Origin of the sequence: Methylophilus sp. (assembly GCF_052437885.1) — a bacterium.
Taxonomy (GTDB): Bacteria; Pseudomonadota; Gammaproteobacteria; order Burkholderiales; family Methylophilaceae; genus Methylophilus.
Window position 1 is genome coordinate 1 of the sequence record NZ_JBQVPB010000003.1, and the last position, 16,196, is coordinate 16,196.

At 54.5% G+C, this 16,196-nt stretch carries 16 protein-coding genes; 6 read left to right on the forward strand and 10 right to left on the reverse strand.

Annotation, left to right across the window (positions count from 1 at the left end; all coding sequences use genetic code 11):
* Window positions 1–354 precede the first annotated feature (354 nt).
* The 4 genes from ribD (at window position 355) to ACT6RZ_RS03395 (ending at window position 4,268) form a co-directional block, all read left to right on the forward strand.
* The gene (gene ribD / locus ACT6RZ_RS03380; protein ID WP_444700781.1) at window positions 355–1,464 is read left to right on the forward strand and encodes a bifunctional diaminohydroxyphosphoribosylaminopyrimidine deaminase/5-amino-6-(5-phosphoribosylamino)uracil reductase RibD; all 1,110 of its coding nucleotides are present in this window, start codon (window positions 355–357) and stop codon (window positions 1,462–1,464) included.
* 17 nt (window positions 1,465–1,481) lie between these two features.
* On the forward strand, window positions 1,482–2,282 hold the full coding sequence (locus ACT6RZ_RS03385; RefSeq protein ID WP_444700782.1) for a TatD family hydrolase: 801 nt from the start codon (window positions 1,482–1,484) through the stop codon (window positions 2,280–2,282).
* A 274-nt stretch (window positions 2,283–2,556) separates the two neighbouring features.
* The gene (gene mtnA, locus ACT6RZ_RS03390; protein ID WP_444700783.1) at window positions 2,557–3,630 is read left to right on the forward strand and encodes an S-methyl-5-thioribose-1-phosphate isomerase; all 1,074 of its coding nucleotides are present in this window, start codon (window positions 2,557–2,559) and stop codon (window positions 3,628–3,630) included.
* Window positions 3,627–4,268 carry a class II aldolase/adducin family protein gene (locus ACT6RZ_RS03395; RefSeq protein ID WP_444700784.1) on the forward strand — a complete coding sequence of 214 codons (642 nt, stop codon included), beginning with the start codon at window positions 3,627–3,629 and terminating at the stop codon, window positions 4,266–4,268. Before mtnA ends, ACT6RZ_RS03395 begins: the two co-directional genes overlap by 4 nt.
* Before the next feature lie 20 nt (window positions 4,269–4,288).
* On the opposite strand, the gene ACT6RZ_RS03400 is transcribed toward ACT6RZ_RS03395, so the two are convergent.
* The 3 genes from ACT6RZ_RS03400 to aat are packed head-to-tail and all read right to left on the reverse strand — an operon-like array spanning window position 4,289 to window position 6,337.
* Window positions 4,289–4,804, reverse strand: a complete 516-nt coding sequence (locus ACT6RZ_RS03400; RefSeq protein ID WP_444700785.1) for a hypothetical protein — start codon at window positions 4,802–4,804, stop codon at window positions 4,289–4,291.
* 60 nt (window positions 4,805–4,864) lie between these two features.
* Window positions 4,865–5,593: an arginyltransferase gene (locus ACT6RZ_RS03405; RefSeq protein WP_444700786.1), complete on the reverse strand. Its 729-nt coding sequence runs from the start codon at window positions 5,591–5,593 to the stop codon at window positions 4,865–4,867.
* Between the two features lie 30 nt (window positions 5,594–5,623).
* Complete coding sequence (gene aat, locus ACT6RZ_RS03410) at window positions 5,624–6,337, reverse strand: leucyl/phenylalanyl-tRNA--protein transferase (protein ID WP_444700787.1); 714 nt, start codon at window positions 6,335–6,337, stop codon at window positions 5,624–5,626.
* A gap of 224 nt (window positions 6,338–6,561) precedes the next feature.
* Here aat and ACT6RZ_RS03415 point away from each other — a divergent pair, with 224 nt between their 5' ends.
* Complete coding sequence (locus ACT6RZ_RS03415; protein WP_444700788.1) at window positions 6,562–8,784, forward strand: YgiQ family radical SAM protein; 2,223 nt, start codon at window positions 6,562–6,564, stop codon at window positions 8,782–8,784.
* A gap of 31 nt (window positions 8,785–8,815) precedes the next feature.
* Here ACT6RZ_RS03415 and ACT6RZ_RS03420 read toward each other — a convergent pair whose 3' ends face one another.
* A complete protein-coding gene (locus ACT6RZ_RS03420) occupies window positions 8,816–9,859 on the reverse strand; it encodes a DUF2235 domain-containing protein (protein ID WP_444700789.1) in 1,044 nt (347 codons plus the stop codon).
* 61 nt (window positions 9,860–9,920) lie between these two features.
* On the reverse strand, window positions 9,921–12,386 hold the full coding sequence (locus ACT6RZ_RS03425; protein ID WP_444700790.1) for a patatin-like phospholipase family protein: 2,466 nt from the start codon (window positions 12,384–12,386) through the stop codon (window positions 9,921–9,923).
* A 230-nt stretch (window positions 12,387–12,616) separates the two neighbouring features.
* Between ACT6RZ_RS03425 and ACT6RZ_RS03430 the strand changes: the two genes are divergently transcribed.
* The gene (locus ACT6RZ_RS03430) at window positions 12,617–13,465 is read left to right on the forward strand and encodes a TraB/GumN family protein (protein WP_444700791.1); all 849 of its coding nucleotides are present in this window, start codon (window positions 12,617–12,619) and stop codon (window positions 13,463–13,465) included.
* Between the two features lie 13 nt (window positions 13,466–13,478).
* On the opposite strand, the gene ACT6RZ_RS03435 is transcribed toward ACT6RZ_RS03430, so the two are convergent.
* From ACT6RZ_RS03435 to ACT6RZ_RS03455, 5 genes are all read right to left on the reverse strand, one after another.
* Complete coding sequence (locus ACT6RZ_RS03435) at window positions 13,479–13,961, reverse strand: hypothetical protein (RefSeq protein WP_444700792.1); 483 nt, start codon at window positions 13,959–13,961, stop codon at window positions 13,479–13,481.
* Window positions 13,962–13,992: 31 nt separating this feature from the next.
* Complete coding sequence (locus ACT6RZ_RS03440; RefSeq protein ID WP_444700793.1) at window positions 13,993–14,373, reverse strand: response regulator; 381 nt, start codon at window positions 14,371–14,373, stop codon at window positions 13,993–13,995.
* A gap of 117 nt (window positions 14,374–14,490) precedes the next feature.
* The gene (locus ACT6RZ_RS03445) at window positions 14,491–15,123 is read right to left on the reverse strand and encodes a response regulator transcription factor (RefSeq protein ID WP_325238889.1); all 633 of its coding nucleotides are present in this window, start codon (window positions 15,121–15,123) and stop codon (window positions 14,491–14,493) included.
* A gap of 13 nt (window positions 15,124–15,136) precedes the next feature.
* Complete coding sequence (locus ACT6RZ_RS03450) at window positions 15,137–15,598, reverse strand: phage holin family protein (protein WP_444700794.1); 462 nt, start codon at window positions 15,596–15,598, stop codon at window positions 15,137–15,139.
* Window positions 15,599–15,640: 42 nt separating this feature from the next.
* The gene (locus tag ACT6RZ_RS03455) at window positions 15,641–16,057 is read right to left on the reverse strand and encodes a glycine zipper domain-containing protein (protein WP_444700795.1); all 417 of its coding nucleotides are present in this window, start codon (window positions 16,055–16,057) and stop codon (window positions 15,641–15,643) included.
* Window positions 16,058–16,196 lie beyond the last annotated feature (139 nt).

Below are 16,196 nucleotides of genomic sequence, written 5' to 3' on the forward strand. Positions count from 1 at the left end.
TGCAGGCCGCTAGGGCGAGTTTCGCGACCGCTTATTTTGATGAGCAACGCAGGAGATAAGCGGAAGCTAGGGTGCATTTCTTTTGGTTACGTTTTCTTTGGGCAAGCAAAGAAAAGTAACTCGCCTAGAGGCGAAATAAAATGCTGAAATAAAGCACAGAACCATCCAAAGAAATACCTATTAAAACCTCACAGCAAGCACATCACTAACCCAACGCGGTCCACCGGTTTTGATAAGCAAAGAAGAGTAACCCGCCTACAGGCGAAAAACATATCCAATCAAAGCGCTTGCTTCCTTGCAGCGATAACAACAAACAAAAGCCCGCCCGTGCGGGTTTTTTTGTATCATCTGACTATGCAATGGACAACACAAGATTTTGAATGGATGACGCAGGCGCTCAGGCAGGCCGGGCGTGGTTTGTATAGCACTGCACCGAACCCGCATGTAGGCTGCGTGATCGTGAAAGACGGCCAGTTAATTGGCGAAGGTGCGCATCTCAAGGCCGGTGAGCCACATGCCGAAGTGCATGCCTTGCGCCAGGCGGGTAGCAATGCCAGGGGCGCTACCGCATACGTGACGCTGGAGCCTTGCAGCCACTATGGGCGCACGCCGCCGTGTGCCCATGCGCTGGTGGAGGCCGGGGTCAGCCGTGTGGTGATCGCCATGCAGGACCCCAATCCACTGGTGGCTGGCAAGGGCATAGCCTATCTGCAGGCGCATGGCATTGAGGTCAGCGCCGGTTTGCTGGAAAGCCAGGCGCAGGCGCTCAACCCCGGCTTTGTGTTGCGTATGATGCAGCAACGGCCTTATGTGCGGCTAAAAGTGGCTGCCAGCCTGGATGGCAGGACAGCGCTGGCCAATGGTGTCAGCCAGTGGATCACTGCAGCGGCAGCACGCCGCGATGTGCATCACTGGCGTGCCCGCAGTTGTGCCATGCTGACCGGGATAGGCACGGTGTTGCAGGACGACCCCTCACTGACAGTGCGCGAGGTGGAAAGCCCCAGGCAACCGTTGCGCGTGATCGTCGATAGCCAGTTGCGTATGCCACTGACGGCAAAAGTGTTGCAGCAAGGCCACGCCCTGGTCGCCTATGCAGCGGTAACCACACAGGCAGCACAAGATAAATTGGCACGATTGCAGGCACTGGGTGTCCAAACAGTGGCGTTGCCGAATGGCGCCGGGCAAGTGGATATGGCTGCCTTGCTGCACACGCTGGCTGAGCAGCAGATCAATGAGGTCATGGTAGAGGCGGGGGCGGTACTCAATGGCGCCTTGCTGCAGACCAGCCAGGTGGATGAATTGCTGCTTTACTATGCGCCCAGGCTGATGGGTAGCGCTGGCCTGGGCATGTTTGCGTTGCCTGAATATACGGCCATGTCGCAATCACTGGCGTTGAACATCGTCGATGTCAGGCATTTTGACCAGGATATACGCATACAGGCCACACTTAACCCTACGATTTAACTTGATGCTTTAACACCATGCTGATCGATACCCATTGCCATCTCGATGCACCTGACTTTGATGCTGATCGCGAAGCGGTCTGGCAGGCCAGTTTGCAGGCAGGGTTGCGCGCGGTGGTGATCCCGGGGGTGACGGCAGAGACGTTTCAACCCATCATGCGCTGGTGTGCAGAGCACCCGCAAGCGGTATTCGCGCTGGGCTGGCACCCCTTGTTTGTAGATCAGGCGCCGCAGACTGCGTTGCAGGACTTGCAGCAGACCATAGAACAGGTGCTGGCAGGGCCGCAGGCACATCAGTTGGTCGCCATCGGTGAGATAGGGCTGGATTTCTATATCACGCGTGACAACGAGGCGCACCAGGTGGCCATGCTGGAAGGCCAGCTACAACTGGCCAAACGCTACCAGTTACCAGTGATCCTGCATGTGCGCAGTTCCATAGACACCATACTCAAGTATCTGCGCAAGCATGATATACACCAGGGGGTCGCCCATGCATTCAATGGCAGTCGCCAGCAAGCCGATGCCATGGCGGCACAGGGGCTGAAAATGGGTTTTGGTGGCGCCATGACCTGGCCGCGTGCCCTGAGGATAAGAAAACTGGCTGCCGAGTTACCGCTGGAACATATCGTTTTGGAGACTGACGCCCCGGATATTCAACCGATCTGGATCGGGCATCAGGGTAGAAATAGCCCGGACCAATTAAAAAGAATAGCTGAAGAAATGGCCTCAATTCGGCGCATTGAAATTTCGCAACTCATTGAAATGACAGGTAAAAATTCTTTGCAAGTTTTTCCTAAATTAGCCCATTTATGCACATGACTTAAAGTGACACATTAAGAATGTGTCGAAAGTGTTTCAATTATAGTGGTGCTAAATAAGTCATTGATTTTAAACGATAAAAAAATAGATTAAAAAATGAACTTTTGGAAAAAACCCTTATAAATTGGTAAGTTACGCTTTTAAGACACAGCAATCCACAAAGTTATCCACAGTTTTTGTGGATGGAAAATTCGGGCTTAGTCATACAAAAAAATGCAAGCGCTTTTACACACATATTTGTAAATAAAAATAAACCATACCGTTTTTTGAATCCATGAAAATCAGCGACCAGCATTACCGTACTATCTGGCGCGATGCGCAGTCCGTGTGCATCATAGACCAGACCCGATTGCCGTTTGCGTTTGCCATAGCACGCCTGCAAACGCATAGTCAGATGTGCCATGCCATCAGCAGCATGCAGGTGCGTGGCGCGCCATTGATAGGCGCCGCTGCTGCCTATGGCATGGTGCTGGGCTGTCAGCAGCAGGCAGATGACCAGACACTGCTAATGGTCGCCGAACAACTGATAGCCACCCGGCCCACGGCCGTCAACCTGGCGTGGGCGGTGCAGCGCATGTTGCAGCAGCTGCGCGCTGTCGCTGTTGCAGGGCGGGCGCAGGCGGCGTGGGCACTGGCCCTCGCCATTGCCGATGAAGATGTGGCGCAGAACCAGGCCATAGGCCAGCATGGCCTGGCGCTGATAGACCCGCTGGCGACGGCTAATCCGCAGCGGGCAGTCAATATCCTCACCCACTGCAATGCCGGCTGGCTGGCCACTGTTGATGGCGGTACCGCGCTGGCCCCGGTTTATGCCGCGCACGATGCCGGGCTCAGGGTGCATGTGTGGGTGGATGAGACGCGACCACGTAACCAGGGCGCGAGTCTCACGGCATGGGAGCTGGCGCAACATGGCGTGCCGCACACTGTCATCACCGATAATGCCGGTGGCCATTTAATGCAGCATGGCCAGGTGGATATGGTGATCGTCGGCGCCGATAGGGTCACTAGTAACGGCGACGTCTGCAACAAGATAGGCACCTACCTGAAAGCGCTGGCGGCCCATGACCAGCAGATCCCTTTCTATGCAGCGGTGCCAACGCCGACCATAGACTGGCAACTGGCGCATGGCACCGGCATAGCCATAGAAATGCGCGATGCAGACGAGGTGGCTTATATGCAGGGGCAGGATGACCAAGGGCAGATCCAGCGGCTGCGGGTGATCCCGCATGAGAGCCCGGCCCTGAATCCGGCTTTTGATGTCACGCCAGCCAGACTGGTCACCGGCTTGATCACCGAGCGCGGCATATTCCAGCCGCAACAATTACACACCCTGGAGGCCAGCCTATGACCACCCCCGCACCGACCACGCAGCTATTGCATGCCGCCCGCGAGCTCACTCGCCTGGGCCTGAATAAAGGCAGCTCGGGTAATGCCGGCATCCGGCTGGCGGATGGTTTTCTGGTGACGCCTTCCGGTGTGCCAGCCGAACAGTTGTCAGAAAACAGCATGGTCTATATGCAGTGGGATGGTACGCCAGAAGCCGGCAAAAAACCTTCCAGCGAGTGGCGCATGCACAGGGATATCTTGCAGGCGCGGCCGGAAGTGAATGCCATTGTGCATTGCCATAGCATGTTTGCGACCACCATTGCCTGCCTGGGCCGTGATGTGCCGCCGTTTCATTACATGATCGCTGCGGTGGGTGGCGACAGTATCCGCTGTGCCCCGTATGCACTGTTTGGCACACAAGCCCTGTCGGATAGCGCGCTGCCAGCCCTGCAGGACCGCAAGGCCTGCCTGCTGGCGCACCATGGCATGCTGGCCCTGGGGCGGGATGTAGCGCAGGCGCTGGCGATCGCCGCGGAAGTGGAAGACCTTTGCCAGCAATACTGGCATTTATTACAGCTGGGTGAACCGCCAGTGCTGAGTGCAGAGCAGATGCAGCAAGTGCAGGCGCAATTCAAAGGCTACGGCCAGTGGCGCCAGTGAGCATGCGGCTGGCGCATGGCTTAAGGTTTGGGGAAAAGCGCCAGCGTGGTCAGACGCAATAATTTGCTAGGGTCGCAGATAAACACATTGCCATGCGGCTGACCGGCTACCGGCGCTGCCAGGATAGCTTCAGGCGGGGCATGGCATTTTAATAACACCCCGCCGGATTCCACCGCGTTCAGCCCTTTGGCATAGCTGCTGGCAGTTTCTTCAGACGGCGTCCAGCAGAAGCCTATGGCATTCTGGTCGAACAGGAACCAGCTCTCGCCTCTATACAGGGTCAAGCCCTGGTCGGCATATCCAGGCAAGGCGGCTTTCAGAACTGCCAGCACCAGTGCGTCGTCTCTGATCTTGGCGCGTATATCCCCGCCATAGGTCAGCCATAGCGCCTGCAGCTTGTCTTTGGCAAACATGGAATCATCATCGACTGCCGCCAGGTAGGCAAATGTCTCGCGCCACAGCGCCGCATCGGTCGTGTTGACATAAATGCCGCTGCAGAATTGTTTGGCGAGTGATCGCGGAGAGTGTTTCAGCATGCGCGAGGCCGGGTGTGAATCGCTAGCAACTTACCTGACCACTTACCTGATCCATAGGCCTTACCTGACCCATAGGCCGTCGACCAGTTTCTCTTGCGGCTGGAACTGCTGCTTGTAAGTCATTTTGTCGCTGTCGGCGATCCAGTAGCCCAGATACAGGTAAGGCAGGGCCAGTTGTTTGGCCCACGCTATCTGCCACAGTATGCTATAGGTGCCATAACTGGCCTTGTCGCTGGTATCGTAAAAGGTATATACGGCAGACAGCCCATCTGCGACCAGGTCTATCACACTCACCATTTTAAGCAACTGTTGTGCATCCCTGAATTCGATCATGATGCTTTCAACATTGGTCTGGCACAAGAACTGCTGGTATTGCGAGGCTTCATCTTCGGGCTCGCCTATATGGTCGGGGCCGTTGCCATGGCGTTGCTTCTGATAGGCGTGATACAAGGCGAAGTGTTCTTCGTGATAGCCGGCTTCAATGATGCTGATCTGCAAGTCTGCATGTTTTTTCAGCGCACGCTGCTGGCTGCGGGTAGGCGTGAATACGTTCACCGGCAAGCGCACCGAAATGCAGGCATTGCACTGCTCGCAATGCGGACGGTAAGCGAATTTGCCACTGCGTCTGAAACCCTGCTGGATCAGTCCGCTGTAGACCTGGGCATCCACCAGGTTCTGCGGCGTGGCGATCAGACTTTGTGCCAGCTTTTTTGGCAGGTAGCCGCACGGGTACGCCGTGGTCACATAAAACTGCAATTTCTGCAGCGAGGCATCGTTAGGCAGCGTCATGGTGAGACCAGTATCATGGGCAAACCAGCATCATGGCGAGACCAGGGTGGAGGCGGGTGTGTGGTGCAGGTCATTCATCGTTTCTATAAAGCGGTCTCTAGTGATTTCATAAGCGCCGAAACTGGCCAGCAAAGGCGTGTGCATCTGGCAATCTATCATACCCACTTGTTGGCTGTTTAGCCATTGCACCATATGCGCAAACGCCACTTTTGAAGCATTGCTGACATGGTGAAACATGCTTTCGCCATAAAACATGCGCCCTATCTTGACGCCATAGCAACCGCCGACCAGAGTATCGTTTTGCCACGCCTCTACGCTATGCGCATAACCGAGCGCATGCAGCGTGCTATAGGCCTGCGCCATTTCTTGGCTGATCCAGGTGCCATCCTGGCCTGGGCGGGCGGTGTTGGCGCATGCCTCTATCACACTGGCGAATGCCGTATCTATGCGGATCTCGAACAGTTGCTGCTGTATGACTTTGCGCAGGGAGCGGCTGATGGTGACTTGCGCCGGAAACAATACCATGCGCGGGTCAGGGCTCCACCACAGGATAGGCTCGCCGGGGCTGAACCATGGGAATATGCCGCGCCTGTAGGCCGCCAGCAAGCGTTGCGCCGTGAGGTCACCGCCGATGGCGATCAGGCCGTTGGGTTCAGTGAGTGCCTGTTGCATAGGCGGGAAGGGCGTTTGCGCGTCCAGGATCAGCACTGGCCCGCCCGGTAACGGGTAATAGCTATCTTGCATAGACGGTATCAAAAAATGCGTTAACAACTGGTACAGCCATTCTACAGCCTTGCGCCCCGGCGTGGCAGGGATATGCAGCGTGCATGCGCGAGTGCTTTTTACCCTGGGCGCGGCAGACCTGTGGCCATCGCAGCCAGCCAGTCGGTTTCTGTCTGTGAAACAGATGGGAGCCAGTCAGGTTTTTTTGAAAAAAATGATTTCAAATCAATCGATTAACGCGTAAAATGCGCAATCCTCAAGCACCCCCGGTCACTCGCGTGGAAACCTACACATCCCTTACTGCCAAACCTGTCAGCAGTTATCGTCCTTATTGGGCCAAACGGTTCGGCACAGCCTCTATGCTGCCTATGAGCCGTGCCGAGATGGATGCGCTGGGCTGGGACAGTTGCGACATCATTCTGGTCAGTGGCGATGCCTATATCGACCACCCCAGTTTTGGCGTGGCCCTGATCGGGCGTCTGCTCGAAGCACAGGGTTTCCGGGTCGGCATCATCGCCCAGCCGGACTGGCAGTCGGCCGCCGCATTCAAGGTTCTGGGTGAGCCCAATCTGTATTTTGGGGTGACGGCCGGCAATATGGATAGTATGGTCAACCGCTATACGGCTGACCGCAAGATCCGCTCTGACGATGCCTATACGCCGAATGCCGCCTCGGACAAGCGTCCAGACCGCGCCGTACTGGTGTATTCACAGCGCTGCAAAGAAGCCTACCCGTCTGCGCCGCTGGTGATAGGCAGTATTGAAGCCAGCCTGCGCCGCATCGCGCATTACGATTACTGGTCGGACAAAGTCCGCCGTTCTATCCTGATCGATTCCAAAGCGGATATATTGCTCTACGGCAATGCCGAGCGCGCCATTATTGAGCTCACACACCGCTTGGCGCGTGGCGAAGATATCAGCGAAGTGCAGGATATCCGCGGCACCGCGTTCATCCGCAAATTTGTGCCTGACGAATTCGTTGAAGTGCCTTCTACACGCCTGGACCGCCCCGGCGTGGTCGACAAGCACGAAGACCCCTATGCCATGAAAATGGGCAAGGCAGACGCCAGTTGTGCCACTGATGACAAGCCAGCAGATGCCGATAGCGCCCCGCCGGTGATCAACCTGCCGCTGCCGCTCAAGGCAGCCAAAGTGCCGCGTGACCGCCAGGTGATCCGTATGCCGTCTTATGAAGAGGTGGTCAGCGACCCGGTGATGTATGCGCATGCTTCACGCGTGCTGCACCTGGAGGCCAACCCCGGCAATGCGCGCTCGCTGGTACAGCGGCATGGCAATCGCGAAGTGTGGCTGAATCCGCCGCCTATCCCGCTCACCACCAAAGAGATGGATTACGTGTATGACCTGCCGTATGCGCGCAAACCGCATCCGTCTTACCAGGGTGCCAATATCCCGGCCTGGGAGATGATACGTTTCTCGGTCAATATCATGCGTGGCTGCTTTGGCGGCTGCACCTTCTGTTCTATCACCGAACACGAGGGCCGCATCATCCAGAGCCGTTCTGAAGAATCCATACTGCGCGAGATCGAAGAGATACGCGATAAAGTCGATGGTTTCACCGGCGTGATCTCGGACCTGGGGGGCCCCACCGCCAATATGTACCGGCTGTCGTGCAAGTCAGAAGAGATAGAGAAGAACTGCCGCAAGCTTTCCTGCGTCTACCCCGGCGTCTGTGAAAACCTGAATACTGACCATAGTGCGCTGATCCAGCTTTACCGCAAGGCGCGTAACCTGCGCGGTGTGAAGAAGATACTGATAGGCTCAGGCTTGCGTTATGACCTGGCGGTGAAATCGCCGGAATACGTGAAAGAACTGGTGCAGCACCACGTTGGTGGCTACCTGAAGATCGCGCCCGAGCACTCTGAAGAAAACGTGCTGAGCAAGATGATGAAGCCAGGCATGGGTGCTTATGACGAATTCAAACGCATGTTTGAGAAATTCAGTGCCGAGGCCGGTAAAAAGCAATACCTGATCCCGTACTTTATTGCCGCCCACCCTGGTTCTACCGACGAGGACGTGCTGAATCTGGCGCTGTGGCTGAAACGTAACGATTTCAGGCTGGACCAGGTGCAGACCTTTACGCCGACGCCGATGGCGATGGCCACTGCCATGTATCACAGCGGCAAAAACCCCTTGCGCAAAGTGACGCCGGATTCAGAAGCGGTGCCGGTGCCCAAGGCAGGCAATGTGCGCAAATTGCATAAAGCCTTTATCCGCTACCATGATCCGCAAAACTGGCCCATGCTGCGCGAGGCGCTCAAGAAAATGGGCAGGGCAGACTTGATAGGCAATGGCAAAAAGCATTTGATCCCGGCCTATCAGCCGGCGGTGCTGACAAAAATCGTGCAGTCCGATGGCAGCCGTTTTGTGCCTAAAGCCATGCCTAAAGGGTTCAACCAGACCAGAAGTTTTGCCAGCCCGAAAAAAGGCACTGGCGGACGCAAGCACTAGTCTTTGCCGCTGGCTGGCCGTGGATGAGCGCTCACGAAAGGTCTACCCTGGCATCGGTCAGGGTGGGCGGGCGGTAATCTGCCTGCGCCCGCCATTTTGCCTGCACTGAAGCATCTACCGTCACGTTCACCGCGGGCACCTTGTCCTGGTTCACCGCATAAGGCCTGTACACCCGGCCATCGCCCTTTTTGAGCAAGCCTTTGAACCAGCCATACAAGCCATAAGCAAAGGCTTTATAAGAATCCGTCGGCTGGCTCAGGTAAGCATCCACCAGCGGCGCATAGGGTTTCAGTTTGAGACCAGCAGCACGCGCTTTATCCAGCATCCAGGCCAGGGCGATGCCAGCCAGCGGGTCTTTGCCATAGCCGCCGCCTACATTGGCATGTGCGCCTATGAACCAGCGTTGCTCCACCATGGTGTTTTCCGGTTTTTTATGGCCGTCTTCGCTGGTCCACATGGCGACGTTGTAGGCTTCGCGGTGTTCATCAAGCGCCATGGCGTGATAGGCATAGGAGACGATCTTGGACAGTTCGGTATCATGCCAGGAATACAGGCTTTTTTCGGAGATCATGGTGCCGGGTATGCCTAGCGCGCCCACGGTGTCCCACACGCCTATAAAATGCACGCCGACTTCGTTACTGTAGCTTTGCCTGAATGCCAGGCATTGCTGGCCGTCTGGTTTGGCCGATTTGTCTCTATACAGCTTCTCGGCGCGTTGTAACAGATCTGGCGTGCTGGTTTTGAGCAGGCCGCATTTCCTGATCAGGCCGACCAGGCTTCTGGCGGTATAAGCGCCACGGCTAAAACCGAATATCCATATCTCGTCACCGGCCTGGTGGCGTTTGACCAGCCAGTCATAGCCCTGCAACAGGTTTTTGCTCAGGCCATAACCAAATATGCCGCCACGCAGTTTGCTGCCGGTAGAAGTGCCTACGCCGGGCTCATAAAAAAACCGCTGCTCAATGTCGCCATCGTCTTCTTCTATCAGGGTCGAAAGCTGAAACACATTGGTGATGTCTTCAGGGTCGTTCCAGGTGCCGTCAAACAGCACGATCAAACGTTGTTTGTTTCTCATACTGCTACTCCCATCAAAAATAGTGTGCTGTGCAGCGCGACGGCGTGCCAGCGGTGTATGCTCACAGCGATTGCGTGATCAAGCCGGGTATCAGTGACTGTATCTGCTCCAGCAGCGCTTTATCCACAGCACCGGCAGGCAGGTTGAGGTTTTGCGCGATATGCTCGCCCAGACGGCGGTAGCTTTCAAACTGTGATTCACTGAAAAACTGGTCTACCGTACTGTGGTGCGGAAAGCTGGGTTCCTGTAACTTGAAATTGATCAGGTCGCTGGGTTCATCGCCGATCAGCGAGCTTTTGACATAGATCAGGTAGCCCATATGTTCGGGGTCGCCATCGCCCAGGTAGTCTATGCTGCCTATGGCAAAGTGGCGTGCGCCGCATTTGAACAGGCCATATTTGCAATCCCTGACTGGCAACAGGTCGCTGATATCCAGTTTGATGGTGATGCCGAAATCCACTTTGCATTTGCGGATGGCATTGCCGAGATCCTCAAACTCATAACAACCATCGGCACCGGCATCCACCGCGACTATCAGTTTGCAGCGACGGCGCACCAGTTCATAAATGCCCAGATTCTCGAAATGGCCGCCATCGGATAAGTACAGATAGCCCGAGGTGGGGCCGGTGGCTGTGATCAGTTCCTTGATCAGGTAAAACAGGTTCCAGAACGGTGACTGGCGCTCAGGCGGGTTGCGCATGCGGTATTTGCAGCCCCATTTGCTCATTAGCCGGTTAAGGTAATTCTCATGCATGGGATTGCCGAACCAGCGGCCCAGGCGCGCGTTGAAGATGGTCATGATAAAACCCATCACCGGGTTGGTGTGGTAGCCCATGTTCGGGCTGGCAGCCGCACCACTGGTCGAGACCAGGCTGCCCAGCTCAGGGCCGCCTTCACCAGTGTAGTGATGTGTGTCATACCAGACTTCGCTGGCCGGTAATTTAAACCCGCAGAAGTAAGGGCTGAACATAAAAGAGGCGGCTTTGCGTTGCTGCCAGGCCAGTTGCGAGCCATCGCTGATATTCAGCGCGGTATTGACGATATGGGTAGGGCGCTGCCCGCGCAAGGCAGACATGGACAGGTCGTCATGGTTATCAAAGCCGGTGAAGCTATTGGGTTTGCGGTCGTTATTGGTCGCACCCAGGTAGCATCTGGTGAGGCGGTTGCGATAAAAGTTGTGCAGCGAAAACACATTGATATCTACCCGCCAGCTGCCGAGTATGACTATGCACAGGGCGCCCAGGAACCAGAAGCCACGCTGCGGGGAAAGATACAGGCTGTAACTCAGGTAGCCGGAAACGATCAGGATCAGGGCGATCACCACATAAGGCAGAAAGTGGGTGAGATTGCCTTTTAAACTATTGGGTGGCTCGGTGCCGGTGACGCGGCTTTTGCCCAAACGCGAGGTCAGAAAAGCCAGTAGCCATGAGCCCAGCCCGGTCATGCTTTTCCCGGTGGAGTCCATATCGCCCAACCAGGCATGAATGTAATAGGGCAGGTACAAAGCCACCGTGAATAAGGCCAGCCAGATCACACAAAAACCAATATTGATGCCACCTATGCGATGCCACCACTCGCGGGTACTGACATTGATCTCGCGGCCCCCTATGCCCATCAGGGCGACCAGGGCGACCGAGATCAGTAATGAAATCACCGGCACGCCCAGCCCTATCCAGTAGTTTGGTATGACATGGCTGCCATGGCCCTGCGTATCATAGGTGATGAAGATCTGCTGCCAGCTTTGCAGTGGTACGGCTGATAACAATACGGCAAACCCTGCCACGCCACATAAAAAGGCGGCGACGGGGTAGAGTGCGTGGGCGGCGCTCAGGCAACTTTGGCGGCTGAGGTAAAGCGAAGCAAGTAAACTGATAGCCGCCAGGCTGCTGCCGAATCTGCCTATGCCGGTCTGCCATGCATTCACAAACAGATCCAGTAGCACGCCGCTATCTAGCGCGAAGGCCGGTAACAAACTACCCTGCATATCCGAATGGCTGAGAAAGATCACACTCATCATGAGGGTGACCAGCAGGCACAGCAGCACTACCTGGTTGAGCAAGGTATTGGCCATCCACTGTGCGATCGCTGACAGGGTATCAGCAGTGAATAAGCCGGTTTTGGGTGTCAGGTAATTACTGTAACTGCGCAGCCAGAGGATGGCTTTTTCGGTAGCCGTGAGCTGGCGCGATTCAGGCACATGCGGTCGTGTGGATAACACCAGTTCAGCTTGCACGGTATTGATATGGTTGCTGTGCCTGATCAGGCTGCTGAGCCAGGCACCTATATAACCGCCGCCGGACACCGTGGACAGGTAATCGAATCTGTTGAGCAGACCTTTTTTGGCAAAGCCCTGCAAAATCCCCAGGTTCAGCGTGGCACTGCGTATGCCACCGCCCGAAAAAGCCAGTCCTATGAGATTGTTACGCCGGATATCGTTGCGCAATGGCAACATGCCCTGAATCTCGGCATCCAGCACATGATCAAATGTATCTGTGGTATGCGGCAGCTGATCACTGGCTTGGGTCATGGCAGTCTCCCCGATTTTTATATGTATAGTATGTCAACGCATGTTAGCGCTGTAACAGCAGAGTGACAACCCTGCGAATATGGGGGCAGATGATTCAGAACCTGCCAGACAAATGCCGCTTCGCGATCAGGGGTGTTGTATGAGAGCATGCTGACTGGCATCAGGCCAGGCTCATTGTGCTGGCCGGGTCATGAATTTAAATCAATATGGAGTCCAATAGGGAGTGATAGATGCGCTTTATCTGCTTGTTCATCAGCCTGTGTCTGCTCTGCAGCAGTCAGTTGCAGGCAGCCGAAAAAAGCCTGTTCTGGCAACTTGAGTCGCCTGCCGGGCAAGTCAGTTATTTATTCGGCACCATGCATACCGATGATAACCGGGTGACCGATTTTTCGCCTGCGGTGCTCAAAGCCCTGAAAAGCGTAGATAGTTTTATGCTGGAAGTGGCTGAAACGCCCAAGGCCGAACTGTTGCGTATGCCGCAGGGTGATTTAAAGCAGGTGCTGTCCGAGACTGAACTGGATCAGGTGGCGGTGCTGGCAGATAAACATGTGATGCCATTGTCTACCGTGTTGCAGATGAAGCCCTGGTTATTGGCAGTGATATTTGATCTGCCCAGACCACAAACGCCGTTTGCGCAGGATTTTTTGCTCAAGGCCAAAGCGGAAGAGCTGGATAAGAATATCCTGGGCCTGGAAACGCCGCAGGCACATTTTGCCGTGATGGATAGCCTGAGCCTGGATGAACAGTTGTTGATGTTGCGCGCAGTACTGAAACGTAGCGAGACGCAAAAGGAAAAGGATTTTGAGCGGCTGATGCGCGCTTATCTGTCAGGCGATGCCGAACGCGTGGCGCATATTGATGATGCACTCACCGGCGGTATACTGCCGCCTGCCCTGTGGCAACGCCTGCGCGTGAAATTACTGGATGAACGCAATGTGGGCATGGCGGCGCGAGGCATTGCCCAGGCGCAGCAGGAAAAAGTGTTTATTGCGGTGGGGGCGGCCCATCTGGCCGGGCCGACCGGCTTGCTGCAGGCATTTAAACAGGCGGGTTTCAAACTCACGGCTATCAGGAAATAGCCAGGCAGTCGACTCAGGCAGGTTGTTTTTTGGGCTCAAGCTCGCGCGCGATGTTGCTGATATGCGCCACAAAATCGGCATCTTCGCCGACCAGTAAGCGGGGCAGGTGCTGGCGAAAATCTTCGCGACCGCACCACTCACGCATATAGTCTTCCCATGACATCCAGCGGCGCAGGGCTTTGCCGCGCATATCCTGGTCGTAAGCCAGCAGGTAAGCGCGTTCAAACAGGGAGATCAGGATCTCGAACAGCACCAGTTTTCGCTCTTCCTGTTCACCGGACATGGCTTTGGATTGTGACAGGGAACGTAGTTGCAGGTCAGGGTTGGCCATCACCAGTTTGAGAAAGTCAGTGTAGTTATCGGCCAGCAGCTGATAGACCTCTTCGTCCTCATTCTCACGTTCTTTACGCTGTTCCAGCATAAAGGTCAGGATAGCCAGCGGCAGGCCGACCACCGTGACTATGTAACTGAGCATTTCCCAGGTTTGAATATCCATATGCGTCACACAGCTAGAAAGTGCGTGTGTTTTAGTTAGGTACGCCTGCGCGTTGCTGTATCACTTCCATGCACTCATCGAACTGCAATGATTTATCAAAGAAGTATTCCACACCCATATCCCGCGCCAGGTTGCGGTAGTAGCCATTACCATGATTGGTGAGCATGACGATATCGGGCACTTTAAACGGGAAATCCTGCTGCTGGGTATGGCGCACCACGTCAAAACCGGTGCCTTTGGCTAATTCTATATCCAGCACCACCATGTCGTATTCGCCGGTGTTGAGGAAATCGATGGCTTCGTCACTGGTGGTGGCGATATTCTCTATCGCCAGCTGTTCACAGTCGTGCAGCATCTCGACGATGACATCGCGGATCAGAGCAGAATCTTCAACTAACAATAATTTATACATGAGCATTAGCCAATCACAACCCCGTAAGCATTGTATGGAATTTCATTCTGTTTGGCTGTAAGTCGCATGCCTACAGGTTCTGACGTGATCACAGTGTGCACAGAACCACAGTGGTCACTAGTTGAGTAGACCATACTTGATCGCATAGTAGGTTAAGTCAGCGTTAGACTTCATGGCCATTTTTTCCAGGATACGGCTGCGATAAGTGCTGACAGTTTTAATGCTGATGAATAACTCGTCGGCGATCGCAGTCGGGGTCTGGCCGGCAGCCAGTTTCACAAATACCTGGAACTCGCGGTCAGATAAAGTCTCATGCAATTGCTTTTCGGAAGGGTGGCTGAGTTCGTTGGTCATCAGTTCAGCCAGTTCGGCTGAAATATAACGTTTGCCCGCCGCCACCGTGCGTATCGCCTGGATGATCTCGTCAGAATCGGCATTTTTGGAGAGGTAACCTTTACAGCCGTTGCGCATCAGGTTCAGCGCATACTGGTCTTCGGCATAACCGCTGAGTACCAGCACCGGCAGGGTAGGGGATACATGCTTGAGTTCATGCAGGGTGTCGACGCCGTTCTTGTCTGGCATGGAGATATCCAGCACCATGGCGTCAAACTCTTTTTCACGCACTAATTGTATTGCCTCTGCCCCTGAGCTGGCTTCGCCAGTCACTTGCAGATCAGATTCCAGTTCAATCAGATTACGTAGACCATCGCGTACGATACTATGGTCATCCACCAGAAGAATTCTTTTCATTATAATTTTCTCGTTATCGGGTTGCAGAGCTTACAGCATCAGCATGGTCTGCTGGTGCAGGTTGGTCCACTTGTGGCTGATCATCTGCCAATTCTGTTCTAAACAGTTTCCAGTCACTACTGATCAATGAAATCGAACTCGCGAACAGCGTTTTCTTCTGCCAGACCTTGCGCACGGCAAAGTAGGCAATGACGCCTATCAGGGCAGGTATCGACATTGCGACCGCCAGGATCAGGGTGCGGTTCGGATGTTCCCATAATAGCGAGAACAACCACATCAATCCCAGTAATCCGGTAAAAATAAACATGGAGAATACCACCAGTATACCGATAATACTGGTGGCTAACCGTTCGGTTTCCCCCTGAAAATCCTGCTTGATCTGTTTTGCACGCTCTTCGGTATAGTCTGCCACTTGATGGCGCAGGTGCAACAGATTATCTGTCATCGATGTTATTTTGCGGTTGAAAAATAACATGGTTGCAAATTTAAGGAGGTTAACCCACATACTTTTCCTTACTTAATCACGACGTTTGTTGCCCAACAGGTATCCTAGCAGCAAACCTACACCTGCGGCTACCAGCACAGTACCTAGCGGGTGGTCATGCACTGTATCAGCAGTGCGGTCTTTCAGGCTGTTATATGTGTCAGTGAACTCTTCCTGCACATGGTCTTTCACACGGCTGGCGCCTGAGCTGATCTTGGAAGCGATAGTAGAAGCGCTTTCCTCGTTGGTCAGACGGTCTATATTGGTTTTCAGGGTGCGGATCAGCTCTTTGGCTTTATCCTGGGTGGTGTCGGCAGTGTCTTGCACCGCTTCCAGCAAGTCATTGGCAGTGGTTTTCACCTGTGCTGCGATATCCTCAATGGCCTGGTCAGACTGTTGTGCCAAACGATCAGTAGTCTGTTCTACATTGTCTTTTGAAAAATTAAACATTATGGACTCCTCTAAATTGTGATTACGAATCAAAGAAAACACCCGGTTAATCTGGCCAGCGTTTCGCTAAAGCTTGAATAACACTACCAGTTAGAAAGCCATGCGTACACAAGGTTTCATTCATCTGCTCGCTGTGTTT

What these genes read in the sequence shown, in the direction of transcription:
- ACT6RZ_RS03400 (WP_444700785.1), bottom strand. Translation starts at nt 4,804, where the DNA reads ATGCTGAAACACTCTCCGCGATCACTCGCCAAACAATTCTGCAGCGGC.
- ACT6RZ_RS03420 (WP_444700789.1), bottom strand. Translation starts at nt 9,859, where the DNA reads ATGAGAAACAAACAACGTTTGATCGTGCTGTTTGACGGCACCTGGAAC.
- ribD (WP_444700781.1), top strand. Translation starts at nt 355, where the DNA reads ATGCAATGGACAACACAAGATTTTGAATGGATGACGCAGGCGCTCAGG.
- ACT6RZ_RS03425 (WP_444700790.1), bottom strand. Translation starts at nt 12,386, where the DNA reads ATGACCCAAGCCAGTGATCAGCTGCCGCATACCACAGATACATTTGAT.
- ACT6RZ_RS03430 (WP_444700791.1), top strand. Translation starts at nt 12,617, where the DNA reads ATGCGCTTTATCTGCTTGTTCATCAGCCTGTGTCTGCTCTGCAGCAGT.
- aat (WP_444700787.1), bottom strand. Translation starts at nt 6,337, where the DNA reads ATGCAAGATAGCTATTACCCGTTACCGGGCGGGCCAGTGCTGATCCTG.
- ACT6RZ_RS03405 (WP_444700786.1), bottom strand. Translation starts at nt 5,593, where the DNA reads ATGACGCTGCCTAACGATGCCTCGCTGCAGAAATTGCAGTTTTATGTG.
- ACT6RZ_RS03455 (WP_444700795.1), bottom strand. Translation starts at nt 16,057, where the DNA reads ATGTTTAATTTTTCAAAAGACAATGTAGAACAGACTACTGATCGTTTG.
- ACT6RZ_RS03450 (WP_444700794.1), bottom strand. Translation starts at nt 15,598, where the DNA reads ATGTTATTTTTCAACCGCAAAATAACATCGATGACAGATAATCTGTTG.
- ACT6RZ_RS03445 (WP_325238889.1), bottom strand. Translation starts at nt 15,123, where the DNA reads ATGAAAAGAATTCTTCTGGTGGATGACCATAGTATCGTACGCGATGGT.
- ACT6RZ_RS03435 (WP_444700792.1), bottom strand. Translation starts at nt 13,961, where the DNA reads ATGGATATTCAAACCTGGGAAATGCTCAGTTACATAGTCACGGTGGTC.
- ACT6RZ_RS03395 (WP_444700784.1), top strand. Translation starts at nt 3,627, where the DNA reads ATGACCACCCCCGCACCGACCACGCAGCTATTGCATGCCGCCCGCGAG.
- ACT6RZ_RS03385 (WP_444700782.1), top strand. Translation starts at nt 1,482, where the DNA reads ATGCTGATCGATACCCATTGCCATCTCGATGCACCTGACTTTGATGCT.
- ACT6RZ_RS03415 (WP_444700788.1), top strand. Translation starts at nt 6,562, where the DNA reads ATGCGCAATCCTCAAGCACCCCCGGTCACTCGCGTGGAAACCTACACA.
- ACT6RZ_RS03440 (WP_444700793.1), bottom strand. Translation starts at nt 14,373, where the DNA reads ATGTATAAATTATTGTTAGTTGAAGATTCTGCTCTGATCCGCGATGTC.
- mtnA (WP_444700783.1), top strand. Translation starts at nt 2,557, where the DNA reads ATGAAAATCAGCGACCAGCATTACCGTACTATCTGGCGCGATGCGCAG.